This is a genomic window from Pseudomonas sp. NFIX28 (assembly GCF_900107395.1).
Taxonomy (GTDB): domain Bacteria; phylum Pseudomonadota; class Gammaproteobacteria; order Pseudomonadales; family Pseudomonadaceae; genus Aquipseudomonas.
The window spans coordinates 46,659-66,060 of record NZ_FNPW01000013.1; the positions used below are offsets into that span (position 1 = coordinate 46,659).

The following is a 19,402-nucleotide window of genomic DNA, read 5'->3' on the forward strand; positions in this document are numbered from 1 at the left end:
TTCTTGTTCTCCAGGGCAACGGGTTGAAGGGCTTTACTTGGCGGTTGGCATGCTGAACTCGGGGCCCTTGGCAATGCTGTCCGGCCAGCGCTGCATCACGCTCTTGTAGCGGCTGTAGAAACGCAGGCCTTCCTCGCCGTAGGCGTGGTGGTCGCCGAACAGCGAACGCTTCCAGCCGCCGAAGGAATGCCAGGCCATGGGCACCGGGATCGGCACGTTGATGCCGACCATGCCGACCTTGATGCTGCGGGCAAAGGCCCGGGCCACGCCGCCGTCGCTGGTAAAACAAGACACGCCGTTGCCGAATTCATGGGCGTTGATCAGCGCCACCGCACTGGCGAAGTCCGGCACCCGGACGATGCCCAGCACCGGGCCGAAAATTTCTTCCTGGTAAATGCTCATCTCGGTCGTCACTCCGTCGAACAGCGTGGCGCCGACAAAAAAGCCGCTCTCGGCGCCGGGCACCTTGAAGCCGCGGCCGTCCACCAGCAGTTGCGCGCCCTGGGCCACGCCCTGGTCGATGAAACCTTCGACCTTGGCCTTGTGCTCGGCGGTCACCAGCGGCCCCATGTCGCTGTCGCCTTGCATGCCGTTGCCGATCTTCAGCTGGTCGATGCGCGGCCGCAGTTTCTCGATCAGCCGGTCGCCGACATCGCCCACCGCCACGGCAATCGAGATCGCCATGCAGCGCTCGCCGGCCGAACCGTAGGCCGCGCCGATCAGCGCGTCGGCGGCCTGGTCCAGGTCGGCGTCGGGCATCACGATCATATGGTTCTTCGCCCCGCCCAGGGCCTGCACACGCTTGCCGCGGGACGTGGCCTGGCGGTGGATGTACTCGGCGATCGGCGTCGAGCCGACAAAGGAAATCGCTTCGATGTCCGGGTGTTGCAACAGCCCGTCCACCGCCGCCTTGTCGCCCTGCACCACGTTGAACACGCCATCGGGCAGCCCGGCCTCGGTCAACAGGCGCGCCATCAGCAGGCTGGCGGACGGGTCGCGCTCGGACGGCTTGAGGATGAAGCAATTACCCGTGACCAGGGCCAGCGGGATCATCCACAACGGCACCATCACCGGGAAATTGAACGGCGTGACCCCGGCGCACACACCCAGGGGCTGGCGCAGGTTCCAGTTGTCGATGCCGCCGCCGATGTTGTCGCTGAAATCGGTTTTCAACAGGCTCGGCGCGCCGCAGGCGAACTCGACGATCTCGATGCCGCGGGTCACTTCGCCGCGGGCGTCGGACAGCACCTTGCCGTGCTCGCGGGTGATGATCTGCGCCAGCTCGTCATGGTGCCGGTCCAGCAGCTCCTTGAACTTGAACATCACCCGCGAACGGCGCAGCGCCGACTGCTCGGACCAGGCCGGGAAGGCTCGCATGGCCGAAGCGACGGCCTGGTCCACGGTCTTCTGGCTGGCCAGGGCGACCTGGGCCTGCACGCGGCCGGTGGCCGGGTTGAACACATTGGCGAAGCGCTCGCCGCTGGCCTGTACCTGGCCGTCGATGTAATGGCCGATTACCGGGGCGTCATTCATTGTTCTGGTTCTCCGTTCGAGGGGTGCACATCACAGATCCAGCAGCCAGCTGTGCTGCGGATCGTTATGGAACTGCCAGACGCGTTTCGGCCCGGCCATGACGTTCAGGTAATACGACTCGTAGCCGTAGGGCACGCTGACCGGGTGGTAACCCTTGGGCACCACCACCAGGTCGCCGTGCTCCACCGCCATGGCCTGGTCGATGCTGCGGTCGTCGGTGTAGACCCGCTGGAACACGAAGCCCTGGGGCGGGTTGACCTGGTGGTAATAGGTCTCTTCGAGAAAGCTCTGGTGTGGCAGGTCGTCGGTGTCGTGCTTGTGCGGCGGGTAGCTGGAGGAATGCCCGGACGGCGTGCGCACCTCCACCACCAGCAGCGAATGGGCCGGCTCGCTGTCCGGCAGGATGTCGCAGACATACCGGGTATTGGCGCCCTTGCCGCGCACGCTGCGTTTCATGCTTTCGGGGCGGATCAGCCGGGGTCCATGATCCTGGGCCGTAGAGCCGGGCGCGGCGCAGACGGCGAGCTGCACATCGCTCAGCGCCGTGACCTGGGCCTGGCTGCCGGGCGGCAGGTAGACGGCGAAGGGCGACTTGTCCTCGAACACCGATTGCCGGTCGCCGAGGTTGTCCCAGTTGAACGCGCCCTGCCCCGGCGCCTCGCCCTGGATGCCGATGCGCCCGCTGAGCAGCACCAGGCACAGCTCCCGGTCGCCGGCGCTGACCGGCAGGCGTTCGCCGAGGCTCAGGCGGTAGGCGGCAAAACCGACGTACTGCAATCGGCCCTCGGCCAACTGCACCATGGTCCGGCCCTTGGCCGTGCTTTTTACCAGCAGGCTCATTGCCCAGTCCTCTCATCAAGCAGCGCGCGCAGGGTGTCGTAGCCCTTCTTCGCGTAGACATAACTCGGCGCCACCGCCGGGTCCTGCTCGGCCTCCACCACCAGCCAGCCCAGGTAATCGGCGGCCAGCAGCTCGTCCAGCAGCGCGGCGAAATCGATGTCGCCATCGCCGGGCACGGTGAAGGTGCCGTTGATGATGCAGTCGGGGAAACTCCACAGGTTGTTGCGCGCCAGCTGCACCACCGGCTTGCGCACGTCCTTGAAGTGCACGTGGCAGATGCGGGCAATGTGCTTGCGCAGCACTTGCAGCGGTTCGCCGCCGCCCATGTAGCAGTGGCCCGAATCGAACAGCAGGCCGACTTCGCTGCCGGTCAGGCTCATCAACTGGTCGATGTCCGCCGGCGACTCGACGTAGGCGCCCATATGGTGGTGGTACGCCAGGCGCACGCCCTGGGACAGGGTGAAACGCGCAAGCTCGGTGAGCTTGTCGGCGTACTCCTGCCAGGCCTGCTGGCTGTGAAAACGCGGACGCTCCACCAAGGGAATGCGCTGGCCCTGGATCGAGTCGGCGACCTCGCCGTAGACCAGCACCGTGGCACCGTTCTGCGCCAGCAGCTGGACGTGGCTGGCGATGGCGTCGATCTCCTCGGCCACCGAACGCCGAGCCAGGCGGCTGGAATACCAGCCCGAGACCAGCGCCAGGTCATACGGGCGCAGCACATCGCCGACACCCTTGGCGTCCTTGGGGAACTTGCCGTTGAGCTCGAAACCTTCGTAGCCGATTTCCTTGCCTTCGCTCAGCGCGGTGCTTAAAGGCGTCTCGCCGCCGAGGGACGGCAGGTCGTCGTTGCTCCAGGAAATCGGGTTGATGCCAATTCGGATTGCGGGCATGGCTGCACCTTTTATTGTTTTCTAAATAAGCCGTTGTTTCTGTAGGAGCGAGGCTTGCCCGCGAAATCTGCCAACGCGGTCTCTCGGATACACCGCGTCATCGTTCATCGCGGGCAAGCCTCGCTCCTACAGATGTGGATCAGACGTGGATCAGCCGCGGGCCGCGCGCCAGGCGTCGATCAGCTCGACGAAGGTGGCTTGCACCCGGCGGATCAGGGTTTCGTCGTCGATCTCGCTGGCCAGCCAGGCCCGGCTCGGCTCATGGAAAATCGTGCGGCCCACGGCGAACCCGCGGCAGGTGCGGCTGTTGCCGGCCTGGCGGAAACCCTCGGCCAAGGTCGCCGCCGGGGCGTTGAGGCCCAGCAGCACCACGCCACGGCAATAGGGGTCGCGCTCCTCGATCAGCTCGTCGAGCCGCTTCCACTGCTCGGCGCTCTGCGCCTCGATCTTCCACCAGGCCGGGAAAATGCCCAGGTTGTACAGGCGCTTGAGGGCGCGGTAGAGCACGTCCGGGTGAGTCGAGGGATGGTCCTTGGGCGGAATGATTTCCAGCAGCAGCTCATGGCCGCTGACCTGGGACGCCTGGTACAGGCCCTTGATCTGCGCCTCCTGCTCCAGGCGCAGCAACGGCTCGTCGTCCGGGTGGTATTGCACCAGGCACTTGATGATCTGCTCCTGGGGCCAGGCGATCAGGTTGCTGCCGATCGAGCGCCCGTGTTCGAAAGCCAGCGGCCGCGAGCCCTGGACTTCCACCGGCCGCGCCACCCACCAGCCACGGCCGGTGGCGGCGTTCAGCGAATCCTGGCCGAAACGCTGGTCCGCCAGCAGGCCGACATCGGCTTCGACGCCCTGCGCGCGCAAGTCGGCCTCGACCCGCTCCACGGCCTGGATAAACAGCTGCTTGAGCTGGCCAATAGCCCTGAGCTCGCGCCCGCCCTTCTGCGCCAGTTCCACCAATTGCCCGCGATGGTCGAAGGCGAAGATGAACAGCTGCTTCCAGGCCTTGCGCGGCACGCTGACCTGATGCAGGCGCTGCAGGGTGCTGTCCTGGTCCGGCCGGGTGATGGGCACCGGGCTGTTGAACAGGTAATCCAGCTCGGCGCGGGTCGGCATCGCCGGCGCGCAGGCATGGCGCGACACCACCAGCCCGCCGCAGGCATTGGCCAGCTGGCAGCAGCGCTCGTCGCTGGCATCCTCCAGCCAGCCGCTGAGGAAGCCGGACATAAAGGCATCGCCGGCCCCCAGCACGTTGAGCACCTCGACCTGCACCCCCGGGTAGAGGGCGCCGTCTTCCAGGCGTGCGGGAATCGCCCCGTGGATCACCGTGCAGCCCTGCGGGCCGAGCTTCACCACCAGGGTCGCGGCGGTCAGCGAGCGCACGGTGCGCAAGGCGTCGAGCAGGTCGTCGCCGCCCCCGGCGATGAGGAATTCTTCTTCGGTGCCGACGATCAGGTCGAAGCGCGGCAGGATCTTCTGCACATGAGCGCTGACATTCTGGTCGGCGACAAAACGGGTCTCGCCGTCGGCCTTGCCCGTCAGGCCCCAGAGCACCGGGCGGTAGTCGATGTCGAGCACGCGCCGGACATTGTGCCGTTCGGCGTATTCCAGGGCCCGGAGGCTGGCCTGGTACACGCCGTCGGTGGAGAAATGCGTGCCGGTGATCAGCAAGGCCTTGCTGGAGGCGATAAAGGCTTCGCCGATGTCTTCGGCGCGCAGGGCCATGTCGGCGCAGTTCTCGCGGTAGAACACCAGGGGGAAGGTCTCGCGGTCCTTGAGCCCGAGCAGGACCATGGCGGTCAGGCGCTGCGGGTCGACCTTGATTGCGCTGACGTCGCAGCCTTCGCGGGCCAGGGACTCCAGCAGAAAACGCCCCATGTGATCGTCGCCGACCCGGCTCAGCATCGCCGAGCGCAAGCCCAGGCGCGCGGTGCCAAAGGCGATGTTGGCGGATGAGCCGCCGAGGTATTTGGCGAAGCTTACGACATCTTCCAGCCGTGCCCCGACCTGCTGCGCATAGAGGTCGACGCCCAGGCGTCCGAGGCAAATCAGATCCAATTGACGCCCACTGGCAAAACGAGTCTGGCCCATGCTGGCTCCTGTTATTTTTATCAGCCTGCGCGTGGCACCGAGGGAGGCGCCGAACGCTCTTGGTGGATGCAGACTAAAACGTTCACCGGCACCAATCAATATTTTTTCTATAAAATTTTTACGTGGAATATTTTTTCCAATAAACTTTTTCAAGGCCGACCCAGGCAGCCTGCATCGTTTCAGCAAGCGCCCCGTGGCCGCGCGCCTCAAGATTTTCCCCGCGCCGACCCTGTAGACTGCGCACAGCCAACCTATTGTCAGGAGACGGCTGCCCCCGCCGCCTCCATAAGCACAAGCCAGAAGGATTCCCTATGTCCCGAACCGATCAGCCGGCTACGACCGAGAGCACGCCAGACAGCGACCTCGCCAGCCCCCCGATCAATGCCGAGCGCCTGCTGCAGCTGATCACCCAGGAATACGAAAGCCTGCCGCGCCAGCTCAAGCGCATCGCCAGTTACATGAGCCAGCAGAGCGACCGGATCATGGTCGACCGCATCAGCGACATCGCCCGCGAATGCGAAGTGCACCCTTCGGCCATCGTGCGTTTCTCCCAGCGCTTCGGCTTCAGCGGCTTCAGCGAAATGCAGGCGCTGTTTCGCGAGGCTTACACCCACAAGACCACCCCGGTACAGAACTACCAGCAGCGCATCCGCAGCATGATCGCCAACAAGTCGCAGAAGGCCAGCGGCGGCGACCTGGCGCGCGAGTGCATCAACGCCACCCTGTCGGGCATCGAGCGCCTGGGCCTGGAGCTGGATGACAGCGCCTTCGAAAAAGCCGTGGACCTGGTGGTCAATGCCGACAACATCTACGTGGTCGGGGTGCGCCGCTCCTTCGCCGTGGCCGATTACCTGGTGTACAACCTGCAGCACACCAACAAGCGCATTCACCTGGTGTCGGGCCTGGGCGGCAGCTACCGCGAGCAGATGCGCAGCATCCGCCCCAACGACCTGGTGATCGCCATCAGCTTTACCCCCTACGCCAAGGAAACCCAGCACTGCCTGCGCATCGCCCAGCACCACCAGGCCAAGACGCTGATCATCACCGACAGCAACCTGTCGCCCCTGGCCAAGCGCGCCAACACCGTGCTGCTGGTCAACGAAGGCAGCTCCTTCGCCTTCCGCTCCCTGAGCGCCACGCTGTGCCTGTGCCAGGCGCTGTTCATCGCCGTGGCCTACCGCCTGGAACTGAAGGTCGACGAGATTCATGAACAGGCGGGGTTCGAGGACTGACCCTCACCCCACCGAGTGCGTATGCGCCCGCAACGCCCCCGGCACACCGGTACGCAGCAGGCCGCCCTCCTCGACCCAGGCCAGGGTCTGCTGGTGGGCCCGTTGCAGCAGTTGCTCGGTCTGGCTGAAGTCGAACACTGAAATACCCAGCGGACACAACGGCGCGACCACATGGATCGCCGCCTGTGGCGAATGGAGCTCAATGTCCCGCACCAGCTGGCGCATGCTCATCAGGTTCAGGGTATGCAAGGCCAGGGCGATCAACCCGCTCGGCGGTCGTGGGCAGGCGCAACCGAATCCCGTCGGCACCACGATGACCCGGGTCGCGCCCAGTGACACCGCCGCGGCGATCGGGGTGTTACTGGCGACGCCACCGTCGACTAGCAGCTTGTCGCCGATCTGCACCCATGGAAACACCAGCGGAATCGCGGCACTGGCCAGCAGGGCCTGCTCGACGCTGCCGCTGGACAACAGCTCCTCGGCGCCCGTGAGCAGGTTGGTGGTGACGATATGCAGGGGCAGTTCGGTGTCTTCGATGCGGGTCACCGGCAGCGCCCGGCGCACCAGGCTCGCCAGCGCCGACGAGGGCAACAGGCAGCCGCGACGCCTGAGCAAGGAAGACAGCGCGTCAATCAAGGAAAACGGAAACACGTCGGCCTTGCGCAAGCCGCGCCAGAAATCGGCCAGTTCGGCGACACCGCGAGCATTGGGCCTGGCGGCAAAGTAGGCGCCGTTGAGGGCACCGACCGACGCGCCGACCACCAGGTCGAACACCACGTGCTTTTCGAGCAGCGCCCGCAGCATCCCCACCTGGACAGCCCCGAGGCTGCCACCACCGGCAAGGACAAGGGCGGTTCGGGTGGGATGCATAGCGCTTCTCCTGCCGATGTTCAGCCATTGCTCCCTAAACAATAGCGCTGCCGCACTCCGCTACGAAGCCGTCTGGCGGCTCCCTCGCCCTGGCCCGCTGTTCATCCGAAAGACCGGCAGCGGGTACGTCGCTCACCTACGCTGGGTAACGGATGCTCCACAGCACAATGGACCTGCTCAAATCACTCAAGATCGTTCCGACTGCGGAGTTTATCGAGTCGGAAACCTATGAGGCGTTCAATAAGGCAATCGCCTGGAGTGAGAAATAAACAAGCGCAGTGAGATGCACGGCGTTTTATCGAGCCTGTCACATCGCAACGATAGAACTCAGCCGATATCGCTTTGCACGCTCAAACCCGCAGCGCAACACCCGGCTGCGGGTTTCCAATCGTTATCGACAGCAATAACCAAGCCCCCGATAGCCAACCCCGAACATTTGCCGCTAAATTAGCCGCGGCCCTCCCCCTGTCTCGTTGTTCCGCACAAGGAAATGCTCAATGAAACTGATCGGTATGCTCGATTCGCCCTATGTTCGCCGCGTCGCCATTACCCTCAAGCGCCTGGATATCCCGTTCGAGCATGAGGCGTTGTCGGTGTTTCGCACCTTCGAGCAGTTCCAGCGGATCAACCCGGTGGTCAAGGCGCCGACCCTGGTCTGCGACGACGGCACGGTGCTGATGGATTCGAGCCTGATCATCGATTACCTGGAAGCCGTGGCCGGCCGCAGCCTGTTGCCGGCGGCGCCCCAGGTGCGCGCCCATGACCTGCGGCTGATCGGCCTGGCGCTGGCGGCGTGCGAGAAGTCGGTGCAGATCTACTACGAGTACCAGCTGCGCCCCGCGGAAAAACAGCACGAGCCGTGGCTGGAGCGGGTTCGCGGGCAATTGGCGGCGGCCTATGGCGAGCTGGAAAAGGAACTGGAAAAACGCCCGCTGGCCACCGATGGCGATATCGATCAGGCCGGCATCAGCCTGGCCGTGGCCTGGAGCTTTACCCAACTGCTGGTGGCCGAGCACCTGGATGCCGCGCGGTTTCCAAGGGTCAAGGCGTTTGCGGAGTACGCCGAAGGGTTGGAGCTGTTTGTCAGTACGCCGATGCTTTGAAGCCACAAAACCGCGTCATCGTTAACCTCCATCGCGGGCAAGCCCCGCTCCTACACGCATATCTTCTGTAGGAGCGAGCGGGCGGCGATCCGACTTGCCCGCGATGGAGCGTAAAAGCAACGCGGTGCTTCTGAAGCACCGCGCCAGGCTCAGGCCAGCGCCACCTGCAACGGCGCCACCGCCTCCAGGCCGAAACGCTCGGCGAGGAACGGCGTGATGTCCAGCGGCAACGCCTCCTCATTCACCAACCGGTCCAGCAGCACGCCGGTGATCGCCGAGGTCAGGATGCCGGTACGGAAGTGTCCGCAGGCATTGAGGTAACCCTCTACCCCGCACATCGGCCCGAGGATCGGCAGCTCATCCGGCGAGCCCGGGCGCAAGCCGGCCCAGCAGCGCTTGAGGTTGACCTGTTCGAGCTGCGGCACGCAGCGCACCGCGCCCTGCACCAGGCCCTGGATTTCGCGGTAGGTGGTGCTGATGTCGAAGCCCTTGTCCTCGGTGGTGCTGCCGATCAGGATCTCGCCGTTGTCCTTCTGCGCCATGTAGCAGTCGCTGGTGGTCAGGCAGCCGTTGAGCAGCTTGGGCATGCGTTCGGTAAGCAGGATCTGGCCCTTGACCGGCTTCACCGGAATGCTCGCGCCAGTGGCTTGCAGGCTCAGCTCGGCGGCCCAGGCGCCGGCGGCGTTGATCAGGGTGTCGCAATGGAACAGCCCCGCCTCCGCCGTCTGCACCCCGCTGATCCGGCTGCCCTGGTGCAGCACGCCGGTGACGTTGGTGTTGAAGTACATGTCCACGCCGTTCTGCCGCGCGCCTTCGGTGTAGGCATCGGCCAGGCGGAACGGGTTGACCTGGTGGTCGCAAAGGAATTCCAGCGCCCCCTGGGCGTCATGGCTGACATTCGGTTCCGCCTCGCGCAGCGCCGCCTGGTCGAGCCAGCGCACCTGGTGCGCCAGATGCGGAATGCACGCCACGATGTGCTCGGCGTAAAGCCGGTCTTCCTCGTCGTAGATCACGAACTTGAGCCCGGTGCGCTCGAACTTGAAGTCCATGCCGTGGCGCTCGCGCAGTTCCTGGTGCAGCTGCGGGTACAGGCCGTTGGATTGCAGGGCGAAGTCGAAGAACGACTGCGGCAGGATATGCGGCGTGCTGGAGTCCACCAGCACCGCCGAGCCCGTGGCCTGGCGCTTGTTGCGGGCCGACATCATGCGAAAGAAGATCACCCCGCAGCCCAGCCCCACCGATTCGCCGATGGCCCACAGGCCGCCCGCCGAGGCGCGGGTGGCATTGCCCGGGCGCTTGGCGTCGATCAAGGCCACCCGCAGGTTCTTGCGCTTGGACAGCTGGTACGCGCAGGAAGCGCCGATCACACCGCCACCGGCGATGACCACGTCGTAGAACTTACTCATGATTCAAAGCATCCTTGCTCGGTTGAGGGAAAGCGGAAAAGGGAATCGGGTCCAGTGGGAAGCGCGGCCGCAGCCAGCCCACGTCCTGGCGTCCGGTGGCCTGGCGCAGGCGGTCGCTGCAATAGCCCACGCACATGCGGCCCTGGCAGTCGCCCATGCTCACCCGGGTGCGCATCTTCAGGCTGGCCATGTCCTGCACGCCCTGCTCCAGGGCGCGATCGATGTCGCCACGGGTCGCGTGCTCGCAACGGCAGATCAGGGTATCGGCGGCCGGCAATTCGATCTGCCCGGTACCGCGTTCGGTGTAGCGGTCCACCGCGGCGCGAAAACGCGTGATGGAGCCCAGTTTGTTCAGGTACTTCTGGCGCCGCGCCAGGGCCGCTTCGTTGCTCAGCACGTCGCGCTGCACCAGGATCGACAGCGCGGCGATGCGCCCGGTGAGCATCGCCGCCTCGCCGCCGCGAATCCCGCCCATGTCGCCCGCCAAGTGAATATGCGGCTCGCTGCTTTGCTGCCAGATGTTGGCCGTGGCCCGCAGGTAGCCGTCGTGGCTGAAACCATGGTTGAGGCCCATTTGCTGGCTGAGCTGGGTGCGCGGAATAAAGCCGTAGCCCACCGCCAGGGTCTGCGCGGCGACGCGCTGCTGGCGGCTCAGGTCCGGTTCCCAACGGGCCGAGTACGGCGCCACGCTGACGCTCTCCAGCCCGTCGCTGCCCTGGGCCTCGACCACGCCCCAGCCGTAATGCACGGGAATGCGGTGCAGCTTGAGGTAGGCCAGCATGCTCAGGCCGTCGAGGAACAGCTGCGGCTTGTTCAGCAGCGCCAGGCTTTCCTTGGCGATGCGGCCAAAGGCGCAGGCCTCGTAGACCGCCGCCACGCTCACGCCGCTGGCGTGCAGCTGGCAGGCCACCAGCGGCAACAGCGGCCCGGTGCCGGCGATCACCACCGGCCCGCGCGGCTTGACCACGCCGCTCTTGATCTGCAATTGCAAACCGCCCAGCAGCATCACCCCGGGCAAGGTCCAGCCGGGAAACGGCACGCTGCGCTCGTGGCAACCGGCGGCCAGCAGCAACTGCGGATACGCCACTTCCTGCAACTGCTCGTCGGCGTCCAGCAGGATCAGGCTGTTATTGCCCTCGGCGCCCACCACCCGGTGGTTGAGGCGCACGTCGATCATCTGCTCGCAGTCGGAAAAGGCCCCGTGCAATGTCGCCAGGGCTTCGCAATAGCGCGGCCCCAGGTAATCCAGCTGCACGCCGTCGCGCAGCGGCCCGCGATAGACCACGCCGCCCAGGCGCGAGGCCTCGTCGACCAGGGTACTGCGCACCCCGTGCTCGGCCAGTTCGATGGCCGCGGCCATGCCGGCGGGGCCACCGCCGACGATCAATGGATTGAGGCTCATAGCACCTCCTGCGCGACAGCGATGCGGTTGACCTCGGTCTGCACCTGCATGCCCGGCCGCACCTGGGTCTGGCAGGCCCGGCGCTTGTGCCGGCCGTCGATCTGCACCAGGCAGCAATGGCACACACCCATGCCGCAATAGGCACCGGCCAGCTGGCCGTGATCGTTGCGCGCGACCTGGCGCAGCCCCACGGACTGGATGACGCTGAGTACGGTTTCGCCAATCGCCGCCGTCACCGGCTGGCCATTGAGGCTGATGGTCATGTCCGCCTGTTGCAGCGGCTGGATATCGAAGGTTCGCTCAGTGTGGCGCATCGGGTAATTCGTCCTTGAAAAGGGGTGAAGAGGAATGCCAGCGTCCTGCTGTGCATCGCCATGGACCCGGCCATCGGCCCGCTCCAGCGGTTGCGCGGCGCCAGCTCCTCGGGGCTGAACACCGCGCCAATCTAGTAGCTTTGTCGAACAAGAATATTGATCTGGGCCAAGCAAAGCGGCAGGCCGCGCAACGTGTTTGGCGCGTCCTGCCCTAACTGGAAAACACGTAGCGGCCCTTGACCTTGCGCGGCCCGATAAAGGCGAAATCCGGAAAGATCAGGCGGCGCACGTACAGCGCGAAAAACACCACGCCCAGGGTTATGGCCGCGCCGACCAGGGTGCCCAGCGGGTCCTCGGCATAGCCTTCGAACAAGCGCGGGAACTGCGACAGGGTCAGAATCCCATAGAGGCTGTAGGCGTTCACCGACGGCTTATGAAAGCCCCAGGCGAACAGCAGCGGCACCACGCCGCCCAACAGCGTGAATACCCAGGCCGCCTTCGGGCCGATGGCCGAGCCGAGGAAGAACCCGGCTACCGCGCCGACGGCCGCCTGCAACAACATCACTGCCAGCAGCACCTGGACCTTGCGCCGATGCCGGGCATACAGCCGCGGGTCGCAATAGGCGGCAATCCAGAACGCCAGCAAGCGCTCCTTGATCCCGCTGCCGGCAAACGCGGCAAAGGTCTCGCCCTTGGACCGCCCCGCTTCCAGGCTGGCGATGACTTGGCGCCTGGCTTGCTTCTTATCCATCCGTCCTGCCCCCGATACCGGCCCCCGGCGGCGCCGTGCCGGCAACGCTAGTAGAGCTGTCCGGCGCTGTCCAATCGGTAGCGCCGGACTGTCGCGCACTTGTCTTTTATTTACGCTTGTAGCTCTTGTTGCCACTCGGGGTCAGGCAATAGACACCGCCCCGCGGGCCGGTGCAGAAGCTGCCACTGCCACAGGAGCAGCCATCCGGGCCGTTCAACAAGGTCTGCGGGCGAGCAGCCTGGCCCGAAGCGCCGAAGCGCGCGGCGCAGTTTTGCCTGGAGGCGCTGATGGAGCCGTCGTTGCACAGGAATAACTCGCCGTCGCAGCCGGCGATCCCGCCTTTCTTGCCCGAGCACGGCTGGTTGGCGGCGAACGCCGGCATCGCCACGAGCAGCAACAGGCAGGTGCCCAGGGCTTTCCAATCAATGGAATGAGGTAGGTACATTGCGCAGCCTCCTTGCCAGCCAATAGTAGCCGGATGATATCAACGATAGCCCGAGCCGGCGCGCCTGCTACCCTCCGTGGGCCAGCGTACTGGCATGAAGATGAAAGATTTTTTAGAAAGCTGGCGGCGATTTCTTGGCAAAATGCCGGCCTGTGTCATGCAATCCCAAGCAGGTAAGCCCTTATGAGCCGCATTCTGACCATCGAAGACGATGCCGTAACAGCCCGCGAAATCGTGGCCGAACTGAGCAGCCACGGGCTGGACGTGGATTGGGTCGACAACGGTCGCGAAGGCCTGGTGCGCGCCGTCAGCGGCGACTACGACCTGATCACCCTCGACCGCATGCTGCCCGAGCTGGACGGCCTGGCGATCGTCACCACCCTGCGCACCATCGGCGTGTCGACGCCGATCCTGATGATCAGCGCCCTGTCCGACGTCGACGAGCGCGTGCGCGGCCTGCGCGCCGGCGGCGACGACTACCTGACCAAACCCTTTGCCTCCGATGAAATGGCGGCCCGGGTCGAGGTGCTGCTGCGGCGCAAGAGCACGGTGCAGGAACGGGAAACCAGCCTGCGGGTCGCCGACCTGGAGCTGAACCTGATCAGCCGCGAGGCAACCCGCGCCGACCAGTTGCTGAGCCTTTTGCCGACCGAATACAAACTGCTGGAGTTCTTGATGCGCAACACCGGCCAGATCCTCTCGCGGATGATGATTTTCGAGGAGGTCTGGGGTTATCACTTCGACCCGGGCACCAACCTGATCGACGTGCATATCGGCCGCCTGCGCAAGAAGATCGACCCGCCCGGCATGACCCCGCTGATCCGCACCGTGCGAGGCTCGGGTTATGTCATTGCTGAACCCCTCTAAGGGCTGGCGCTCGTCCAGCAGCCGCCTGCTGGCGCTCTACAGTGCGCTGTTCGTGGCCTGGAGCTGCATCCTCATGGGCGTCATGTACTACGAGGTGTCCAGCTATCTGGAAAGCCTGGCCAAGCACTCGCTGATGCAGCGCCAGCACCTGTTCGCGCGCTTCCAGGGCGAACAGCTGGAGGAAGCGCTGACCACCAGCATGACCTTCGACAGGCGCGCCATCGACGCCTTCGGCCTGTTCGACGAGCAGCGCCGCTACCTCAGCGGGCAGATCCGCGAGATCCCCGAGGACCTGCCGCTGGACGGGCGCATCCACGAGCTCAAGAGCTGCATCGACTCCGACGACCCCAGCCTGCCCCGCGACAGTTGCGATGCGGTGGCCACCTACACCCGCGACGGCCGCTGGCTGATCCTGGTGCGCGACAACGGCTCGCTGTTCGCGGTGACGCGGATCATTCTCCACGCGCTGCTGTGGGGCGTGTCGCTGACCATCATTCCCGGCGTCGCCGGCTGGCACCTGCTCCGGCGCCGGCCGCTGCGGCGGATCCGCGCCCTGCAGGCCAGCGCCGAGGCGATAGTCGCCGGCGACATGACCCATCGCCTGCCACTCTCCAACCGCCGCGACGAACTGGACATGCTGGCCGCCATCGTCAACGCCATGCTCGACCGCATCGAACGGCTGATGAACGAGGTCAAGGGCGTGTGCGACAACATCGCCCATGACCTGCGCACCCCGCTGACCCGCCTGCGCGCGCAGCTGTACCGCATGCAGCAACAGGCGCCCGAGGGCACCCCCGAAGCCTTGCAGCTGGACCAGGTGCTGGCCGAGGCCGACCGGCTGATGGCGCGTTTTCGTGGCTTGCTGCGGATTTCCGAAATCGAGGATCGCCGGCGCCGTTCGGGGTTCGTCGAACTCGACCCATTGCCATTGCTGCAAGAGCTGTATGACTTTTACCTGCCGCTGGCCGAGGAAGGCCAGTTGAGCCTGGCCCTGGACGTGCCCGGCGCGCTGCCAAGCCTGACCGGCGACCGCGCCCTGCTGTTCGAGGCCCTGGCCAACCTGTTGAGCAACTCGATCAAGTTCACCCCGCCGGGCGGCGAAGTGATTCTGCGCGGGGTCGAGGATGGCGGCTGTACGCGCCTGGAGGTGCTCGACTCCGGCCCGGGCATTCCCGAGGCCGAACGCAAGGCGGTGTTCCAGCGCTTCTACCGGGTCGACGACAGCAACTCCCACGGCGGCTTCGGCCTCGGCCTGTCGATCGTCGCCGCCATCGTCAGCCTGCACGGCTTCAAGCTCGACGTCGGCACCAGCGACCGCGGCGGCGCCCGCCTGAGCCTCGATTGCCGGCCGAGCCTGATCGCCAAGAGCTGAAGCGCAGCTACCCACGCCACTCCCCGTAGGAGCGAGGCTTGCCCGCGAAAAAACCTCACGGCAACGCGCGGCGTCAGGTCCCGCGCGTTATCGTTGGCCATTTTTCGCGGGCAAGCCTCGCTCCTACGAAGAGCAGGTCGGTGGGGGGCAGGATAGATGCAGCAGGCTGATGGAATTGCTGCGCAGTTCGTAGCGCAGCTCCTCGATCATCGCCTGCACGTCGGCGTCGGTCTCCAGCGCGCGCAGGTTGATGCCGGTGACCACCAGGTCGACCCGGCCGCTTTGCGGCTCGTAGATCCGCAGGGTCAGGGTGGAATCGGAGCCAGTGCTGAAGGCACAGGCCAGGGGCGCGAAGCCCTGTTCGATGTAGCGGCGCAACTGCGCCAGGGAAATCACCCAGGCCTCCTTCAACGGCGACGCCACAACAGGCCGGCCAGCAAGCCGACCCCGGCGAGGATGGCGACGCTGGCCAAGGGTTTGTCCCGGACAAAGCTGGCGACGCGGTCCAGCGCCTCGCCGTAGGTTTCCTGCAATTGCCCGGCGGCCTGGCGGGCGGCGCCTTGCAGGCGCATCTGCTCATCGTCGAGCAGCTCGCCCACCACGCCCTGGGCCTTGCCGGCCGCCGTGCCCACCGCACCCGTGATCTGTTCGCTACGCATCGTGCATTCCTTCAGCTGATGATGTTCGGTGAACGGCCCGTGTCAGCCACGGCACCGCACATCACCCAGCCTAAGAAACCCCATGACACCGCAAAAGCGCCATTTGTACTGGTGGCACTGGTGCATTTGTACTTGTCAGCGCTGCGCCTTGTTGCGGCGGTCGCCACTGAACAGCCCGCGCTCGCGCGCCCAGACAATGGCCTCGGCGCGGCTGTGCACCGCCAGCTTGGAATACACCGTGGCCACGTGGTTGCGCACCGTGCTGGACGCCAATTGCAGGCGCGCGGCGATCTCCTTGTCGGCCAGGCCCTCGCAGATCAGCCCCAGCACATCGCGCTCGCGGGCGGTCAGGTCGGTAAAGGATGCGCTGGGTTGCTCGGCCTGGTTGGCGCTGCGCACATTGGCCAGCTTTTCGATCAGGGTCTGGCTGAACCACGAAGCATCGCGCATCACTTCTTCGATCGCCGATACCAGCTCCAGCTCGGAACGCTTGCGCTCGGTGATATCCATCAGCACCAGCAGGTAGCTGGGCTTGTCCTGGATGTCCACGGTGTCGGCCGAGACCACGCAATCGAGCAGTTCACCGCCCTTCTTCAGCACCCGCAGGTCGACGCTGCGCACATCGGCGCTTTTCTCCAGGGCGGCGAACAGGCTGGCACAGGCCTGCGGGCTGGCAACGAAGCCGACCTCTTCCACGGTCTTGCCCAGCAGCTCTTCGGCGGCGTAACCGGTGCTGTCGAGAAAGGCCTCGTTGACGTCGACGATCTGCTGGCTGTCGGCGCCGCAGACCAGGGTCGGCACCGGCGTCAGGCGGAAGGCCTTGGCGAAGCGCTCTTCGCTCTGGCGCAGGGCCGTCTCGGCCTTGCGCCGCGGCTCCAGATCCATGAAGGAAAACAGCATGCAGTCTTCATCGTTGATATCCAGCGGCTGGCCAGCGACTATCACCAGCTTGCTGCCGCCTTCGGGCAGGCGCAGCTCGGCCTGCATCTGCGGGATGGTCGCGCCCTGGTTCAGGCGTTCGATGGCCAGGTCCTTGCGCTCGGCGCCTTCCAGCACATCCACCTCGTACACCGAGCGGCCGATCACCTGGTCGCGGGCATAGCCGGTCATTTCCAAAAAGCCCTGGTTGACCTTGATGTAGCGCAGGTCGCTGAGGCGGCAGATCACCGCCGGCGCCGGGTTGGAATTGAAGGTCTTCTCGAAACGCTGTTCGGCGCTGGCCCATTCGGTGGCGTCGCTGAGGATCAGCACCAGGGATTCCACCTCGCCGGCGCGGTCGGTGAGGATCATGCTGCGCACCCGATGCACCCAGGTGCGCTGCTCCTCGCCCTCGCCGCTGCGTACCTCCACCACCACATCGCTGAAAGTCTCCCCGGCGGCCACCCGGTTGATCGGGTAGTTCTCCAGCGCCAGTGGGTGATTGTTGCGATAACGCAGGGCGAAACGCTCGGCGTATTGCTGGTCGTCGGCGCCCAGCTCGGCGATCTCCTCGACCCCGTGCATGGCCAGCGCCGCGTCGTTGGCCCAGACAATGCGCCGGTCCGCCTCGAGCAGGATGACCCCGTCGGACAGTCCGGAAATGATCTGCTGCAGCTGCCGGCGATTGGTTTCGGTGGCGAGTAGATCCTGGCTCATGGCAACTCCTCAAAGGCCCGGCGCCACTGGCGTGACGTCGAAAAAAGGCGGGCAGAAACTACGACCACGGCGCTTCGCCATCGTGCCCTGGAGCTAACCCGCCCCTACCGCCGGGGCGTTTCCCCGTGGCCGCTGGCGAGCACCGCGAGGCTGCGATAGACCCGAAGGGTCTCCAGCGTCAGCAAGATCGCCGCGAGCGTGCCGCTCGATCGCAGCCTGCGGCAGCGGCTACACAAAGCGTGGAACGGCTCCATTGTCGTGCCGGGCACTGCCCCTGTAGCCGCTGCCGAGCACCGCGAGGCTGCGATAGACCCGCAGGGGCTCCGACGTCAGCAAGATCGCCGCGAGCGTGCCGCTCGATCGCAGACTTCGGCAGCGGCTACAAGGCGCACGCATAAACGTCGCAAGGAACGCAACCCTGTAGCCGCTGCCGAGCACCGCGAGGCTGCGATAGACCCGCAGGGTCTCCGGCGCCGGCAAGATCGCCGCGAGCGTGCCGCTCGATCGCAGCCTTCGGCAGCGGCTACAAGGCGCACGCATAAACGTCGTGAGGAACACAGCCCGGGGCGAATGGGCTCAGGAAATGCCCAGGGCCTTCAGGCGGCGGTACAGGGTGCGTTCGCTCAGGCCCAGGGCCTTGGCCAGTTCGCTGCGTGAGCCTTCGAAGACTTCCAGGGCGTGGGCCAGTTGTTCCAGGTCTTTGTTCGCGCGGCGTCGGACGGGGGTTGCCGGGGCGGCGCTGCCCGCGCGCAGTTCCTCGGGCAGATCCTCGACGCGGATCACCCCGTCGTCGCTGAACAGCCGCGCCCGTTCGAGGATATTGCGCAACTCGCGGATATTGCCCGGGTAGGCATACAGGCTCAGGCGCTCCAGGGCCTGCGGCGCGACTCGCGGCACGGCGCCCGGCGCCAGGCGTTGCAGCAGGCTGTCGATCAGCAGCGGCAGGTCGTCGCTGCGCTCGCGCAGGGCCGGCAGGCGGATCGGGAAAGCGCTGATGCGGTAATACAGATCCTGGCGGAAGGTGCCGGCAGCGACCATTTCCTTGAGCGGCTTGTGGGTCGCCGAGACCAGGCGGAAATCCGAATGCACGGTGCGCAGGCTGCCCACCGGGCGAAAGCTGCCGGACTCGATCAACCGCAGCAGCTTGACCTGCATCGCCAGCGGCACTTCGCCGATCTCGTCGAGAAACAGCGTGCCGCCATGGGCCGCTTCGGCGAGGCCAATCTTGCGTTGCAAGGCGCCGGTGAAGGCGCCCTTCTCGTAGCCGAACAGTTCGCTCTCCAGCAACGACTCGGTCAGGCCGGTGCAATCGACCACCACCAACGGCCCGCCGGCACGCGGGCTGCCGTCGTGCAGGGCGCGGGCGAACAGCTCCTTGCCGGTGCCGGATTCGCCCTGCAACAGCACCGGGATCTGCGACGGCGCCGCCCGCTGCAAGGCGCTCAAGGCCTCATTGAAGGCCGGCGAACGCCCCACCAAACCCTTCTGCTGCGGCTGCACCGAAGCCACCGCCACCGAACTCAAGCGCTCGACATAAGCCACCACCTGCCCCGTGTCGCCGAGGATCGGCCGCAACTCGACATCGACGTGCTCCGGCCCGCGCGGGGTGTGATGGATATGCAGCAGGCGCTCCGGCAGGCGGGTCTCGAAAGCCTTGCGCATCGGGCAATGCTCGCCGGCCTGGTCGCAAGGCACCGCGAACTGATGGGAGACCCGGTAGCACTTGGCGCCTACATGGGGCTTGCCCTCAACACCGAACTGGCGCTGGTAGGCGGTGTTGGCCGCGAGGATGTTGTAGTCGGTATCTAACAGAATCGTCGGCTGCGCGTCATGTTCCAGATAGGACATCAGGGCTAACATTTCAGCACTGGCGAGGGCATTGGGGGGCTGGGGCATGGCAACTCCTGGGCGTTGCGCGGCAGCTTAAACCATGAACTCGGCTTCTGCCATTTTCTGCCAGAAACTGCCATTCGACTGCCACCAAAAATTGGCAGT

Annotated in this window: 19 protein-coding genes; 5 read left to right on the forward strand and 14 right to left on the reverse strand. The window is 65.6% G+C overall.

What is annotated here, in order from left to right; all coding sequences use genetic code 11:
* Positions 1 to 33 precede the first annotated feature (33 nt).
* The 4 genes from BLV20_RS22580 to iolC all read right to left on the reverse strand — a co-directional run bounded on the left by BLV20_RS22580 (position 34) and on the right by iolC (position 5,351).
* The gene (locus BLV20_RS22580; protein ID WP_092304666.1) at positions 34 to 1,533 is read right to left on the reverse strand and encodes a CoA-acylating methylmalonate-semialdehyde dehydrogenase; all 1,500 of its coding nucleotides are present in this window, start codon (positions 1,531 to 1,533) and stop codon (positions 34 to 36) included.
* A 30-nt stretch (positions 1,534 to 1,563) separates the two neighbouring features.
* Entirely contained in the window at positions 1,564 to 2,373 is an 810-nt protein-coding gene (iolB, locus tag BLV20_RS22585) for a 5-deoxy-glucuronate isomerase (RefSeq protein ID WP_092304667.1), read from the reverse strand.
* Positions 2,370 to 3,263, reverse strand: a complete 894-nt coding sequence (gene iolE, locus BLV20_RS22590; protein WP_092304668.1) for a myo-inosose-2 dehydratase — start codon at positions 3,261 to 3,263, stop codon at positions 2,370 to 2,372. The genes iolB and iolE overlap by 4 nt, the downstream gene beginning before the upstream one ends.
* A gap of 150 nt (positions 3,264 to 3,413) precedes the next feature.
* On the reverse strand, positions 3,414 to 5,351 hold the full coding sequence (gene iolC / locus BLV20_RS22595) for a bifunctional 5-dehydro-2-deoxygluconokinase/5-dehydro-2-deoxyphosphogluconate aldolase (RefSeq protein ID WP_092304669.1): 1,938 nt from the start codon (positions 5,349 to 5,351) through the stop codon (positions 3,414 to 3,416).
* Between iolC and BLV20_RS31115 the strand changes: the two genes are divergently transcribed.
* Both BLV20_RS31115 and BLV20_RS22600 read left to right on the forward strand, forming a co-directional pair.
* A complete protein-coding gene (locus BLV20_RS31115; RefSeq protein WP_139192731.1) occupies positions 5,350 to 5,586 on the forward strand; it encodes a hypothetical protein in 237 nt (78 codons plus the stop codon). The genes iolC and BLV20_RS31115 overlap by 2 nt on opposite strands.
* Before the next feature lie 76 nt (positions 5,587 to 5,662).
* Positions 5,663 to 6,583, forward strand: a complete 921-nt coding sequence (locus BLV20_RS22600; RefSeq protein ID WP_092304670.1) for a MurR/RpiR family transcriptional regulator — start codon at positions 5,663 to 5,665, stop codon at positions 6,581 to 6,583.
* A 3-nt stretch (positions 6,584 to 6,586) separates the two neighbouring features.
* Here BLV20_RS22600 and BLV20_RS22605 read toward each other — a convergent pair whose 3' ends face one another.
* Positions 6,587 to 7,453, reverse strand: a complete 867-nt coding sequence (locus tag BLV20_RS22605; protein WP_092304671.1) for a patatin-like phospholipase family protein — start codon at positions 7,451 to 7,453, stop codon at positions 6,587 to 6,589.
* Between the two features lie 497 nt (positions 7,454 to 7,950).
* Between BLV20_RS22605 and BLV20_RS22610 the strand changes: the two genes are divergently transcribed.
* Positions 7,951 to 8,556, forward strand: a complete 606-nt coding sequence (locus BLV20_RS22610) for a glutathione S-transferase (RefSeq protein ID WP_092304672.1) — start codon at positions 7,951 to 7,953, stop codon at positions 8,554 to 8,556.
* Between the two features lie 149 nt (positions 8,557 to 8,705).
* Here BLV20_RS22610 and hcnC read toward each other — a convergent pair whose 3' ends face one another.
* From hcnC to BLV20_RS22635, 5 genes are all read right to left on the reverse strand, one after another.
* On the reverse strand, positions 8,706 to 9,962 hold the full coding sequence (hcnC, locus tag BLV20_RS22615) for a cyanide-forming glycine dehydrogenase subunit HcnC (protein WP_092304673.1): 1,257 nt from the start codon (positions 9,960 to 9,962) through the stop codon (positions 8,706 to 8,708).
* Positions 9,955 to 11,364 (reverse strand): cyanide-forming glycine dehydrogenase subunit HcnB, encoded by a 1,410-nt coding sequence (gene hcnB / locus BLV20_RS22620; RefSeq protein WP_092304674.1) that lies wholly within the window; start codon positions 11,362 to 11,364, stop codon positions 9,955 to 9,957. The genes hcnC and hcnB overlap by 8 nt, the downstream gene beginning before the upstream one ends.
* Positions 11,361 to 11,678, reverse strand: a complete 318-nt coding sequence (gene hcnA, locus BLV20_RS22625; protein ID WP_092304675.1) for a cyanide-forming glycine dehydrogenase subunit HcnA — start codon at positions 11,676 to 11,678, stop codon at positions 11,361 to 11,363. Before hcnA ends, hcnB begins: the two co-directional genes overlap by 4 nt.
* Positions 11,679 to 11,889: 211 nt before the next feature.
* A complete protein-coding gene (locus tag BLV20_RS22630) occupies positions 11,890 to 12,429 on the reverse strand; it encodes a hypothetical protein (RefSeq protein ID WP_092304676.1) in 540 nt (179 codons plus the stop codon).
* A 106-nt stretch (positions 12,430 to 12,535) separates the two neighbouring features.
* Positions 12,536 to 12,874 (reverse strand): YdcA family protein, encoded by a 339-nt coding sequence (locus BLV20_RS22635; protein ID WP_092304677.1) that lies wholly within the window; start codon positions 12,872 to 12,874, stop codon positions 12,536 to 12,538.
* A gap of 183 nt (positions 12,875 to 13,057) precedes the next feature.
* Here BLV20_RS22635 and BLV20_RS22640 point away from each other — a divergent pair, with 183 nt between their 5' ends.
* Both BLV20_RS22640 and BLV20_RS22645 read left to right on the forward strand, forming a co-directional pair.
* Entirely contained in the window at positions 13,058 to 13,741 is a 684-nt protein-coding gene (locus BLV20_RS22640; RefSeq protein WP_092304678.1) for a response regulator transcription factor, read from the forward strand.
* The gene (locus BLV20_RS22645; protein ID WP_092304679.1) at positions 13,719 to 15,113 is read left to right on the forward strand and encodes a sensor histidine kinase; all 1,395 of its coding nucleotides are present in this window, start codon (positions 13,719 to 13,721) and stop codon (positions 15,111 to 15,113) included. The genes BLV20_RS22640 and BLV20_RS22645 overlap by 23 nt, the downstream gene beginning before the upstream one ends.
* Positions 15,114 to 15,236: 123 nt before the next feature.
* On the opposite strand, the gene BLV20_RS22650 is transcribed toward BLV20_RS22645, so the two are convergent.
* The 4 genes from BLV20_RS22650 to BLV20_RS22665 form a co-directional block, all read right to left on the reverse strand.
* On the reverse strand, positions 15,237 to 15,509 hold the full coding sequence (locus BLV20_RS22650) for a DUF1652 domain-containing protein (RefSeq protein WP_092304680.1): 273 nt from the start codon (positions 15,507 to 15,509) through the stop codon (positions 15,237 to 15,239).
* Between the two features lie 11 nt (positions 15,510 to 15,520).
* Positions 15,521 to 15,772 carry a CsbD family protein gene (locus tag BLV20_RS22655; RefSeq protein ID WP_092304681.1) on the reverse strand — a complete coding sequence of 84 codons (252 nt, stop codon included), beginning with the start codon at positions 15,770 to 15,772 and terminating at the stop codon, positions 15,521 to 15,523.
* A 135-nt stretch (positions 15,773 to 15,907) separates the two neighbouring features.
* On the reverse strand, positions 15,908 to 17,407 hold the full coding sequence (locus BLV20_RS22660) for a helix-turn-helix transcriptional regulator (protein ID WP_092304682.1): 1,500 nt from the start codon (positions 17,405 to 17,407) through the stop codon (positions 15,908 to 15,910).
* A 576-nt stretch (positions 17,408 to 17,983) separates the two neighbouring features.
* Positions 17,984 to 19,303: a sigma-54 interaction domain-containing protein gene (locus BLV20_RS22665; protein ID WP_092304683.1), complete on the reverse strand. Its 1,320-nt coding sequence runs from the start codon at positions 19,301 to 19,303 to the stop codon at positions 17,984 to 17,986.
* Between the last annotated feature and the right edge of the window lie 99 nt (positions 19,304 to 19,402).

Excerpts from the sequence above, each read along its gene's own strand:
- BLV20_RS22580 (WP_092304666.1), bottom strand. The coding sequence starts at position 1,533 with ATGAATGACGCCCCGGTAATCGGCCATTACATCGACGGCCAGGTACAG.
- iolB (WP_092304667.1), bottom strand. The coding sequence starts at position 2,373 with ATGAGCCTGCTGGTAAAAAGCACGGCCAAGGGCCGGACCATGGTGCAG.
- iolE (WP_092304668.1), bottom strand. The coding sequence starts at position 3,263 with ATGCCCGCAATCCGAATTGGCATCAACCCGATTTCCTGGAGCAACGAC.
- BLV20_RS31115 (WP_139192731.1), top strand. The coding sequence starts at position 5,350 with ATGCTGGCTCCTGTTATTTTTATCAGCCTGCGCGTGGCACCGAGGGAG.
- iolC (WP_092304669.1), bottom strand. The coding sequence starts at position 5,351 with ATGGGCCAGACTCGTTTTGCCAGTGGGCGTCAATTGGATCTGATTTGC.
- BLV20_RS22600 (WP_092304670.1), top strand. The coding sequence starts at position 5,663 with ATGTCCCGAACCGATCAGCCGGCTACGACCGAGAGCACGCCAGACAGC.
- BLV20_RS22605 (WP_092304671.1), bottom strand. The coding sequence starts at position 7,453 with ATGCATCCCACCCGAACCGCCCTTGTCCTTGCCGGTGGTGGCAGCCTC.
- BLV20_RS22610 (WP_092304672.1), top strand. The coding sequence starts at position 7,951 with ATGAAACTGATCGGTATGCTCGATTCGCCCTATGTTCGCCGCGTCGCC.
- hcnC (WP_092304673.1), bottom strand. The coding sequence starts at position 9,962 with ATGAGTAAGTTCTACGACGTGGTCATCGCCGGTGGCGGTGTGATCGGC.
- hcnB (WP_092304674.1), bottom strand. The coding sequence starts at position 11,364 with ATGAGCCTCAATCCATTGATCGTCGGCGGTGGCCCCGCCGGCATGGCC.
- hcnA (WP_092304675.1), bottom strand. The coding sequence starts at position 11,678 with ATGCGCCACACTGAGCGAACCTTCGATATCCAGCCGCTGCAACAGGCG.
- BLV20_RS22630 (WP_092304676.1), bottom strand. The coding sequence starts at position 12,429 with ATGGATAAGAAGCAAGCCAGGCGCCAAGTCATCGCCAGCCTGGAAGCG.
- BLV20_RS22635 (WP_092304677.1), bottom strand. The coding sequence starts at position 12,874 with ATGTACCTACCTCATTCCATTGATTGGAAAGCCCTGGGCACCTGCCTG.
- BLV20_RS22640 (WP_092304678.1), top strand. The coding sequence starts at position 13,058 with ATGAGCCGCATTCTGACCATCGAAGACGATGCCGTAACAGCCCGCGAA.
- BLV20_RS22645 (WP_092304679.1), top strand. The coding sequence starts at position 13,719 with ATGTCATTGCTGAACCCCTCTAAGGGCTGGCGCTCGTCCAGCAGCCGC.
- BLV20_RS22655 (WP_092304681.1), bottom strand. The coding sequence starts at position 15,772 with ATGCGTAGCGAACAGATCACGGGTGCGGTGGGCACGGCGGCCGGCAAG.
- BLV20_RS22660 (WP_092304682.1), bottom strand. The coding sequence starts at position 17,407 with ATGAGCCAGGATCTACTCGCCACCGAAACCAATCGCCGGCAGCTGCAG.
- BLV20_RS22665 (WP_092304683.1), bottom strand. The coding sequence starts at position 19,303 with ATGCCCCAGCCCCCCAATGCCCTCGCCAGTGCTGAAATGTTAGCCCTG.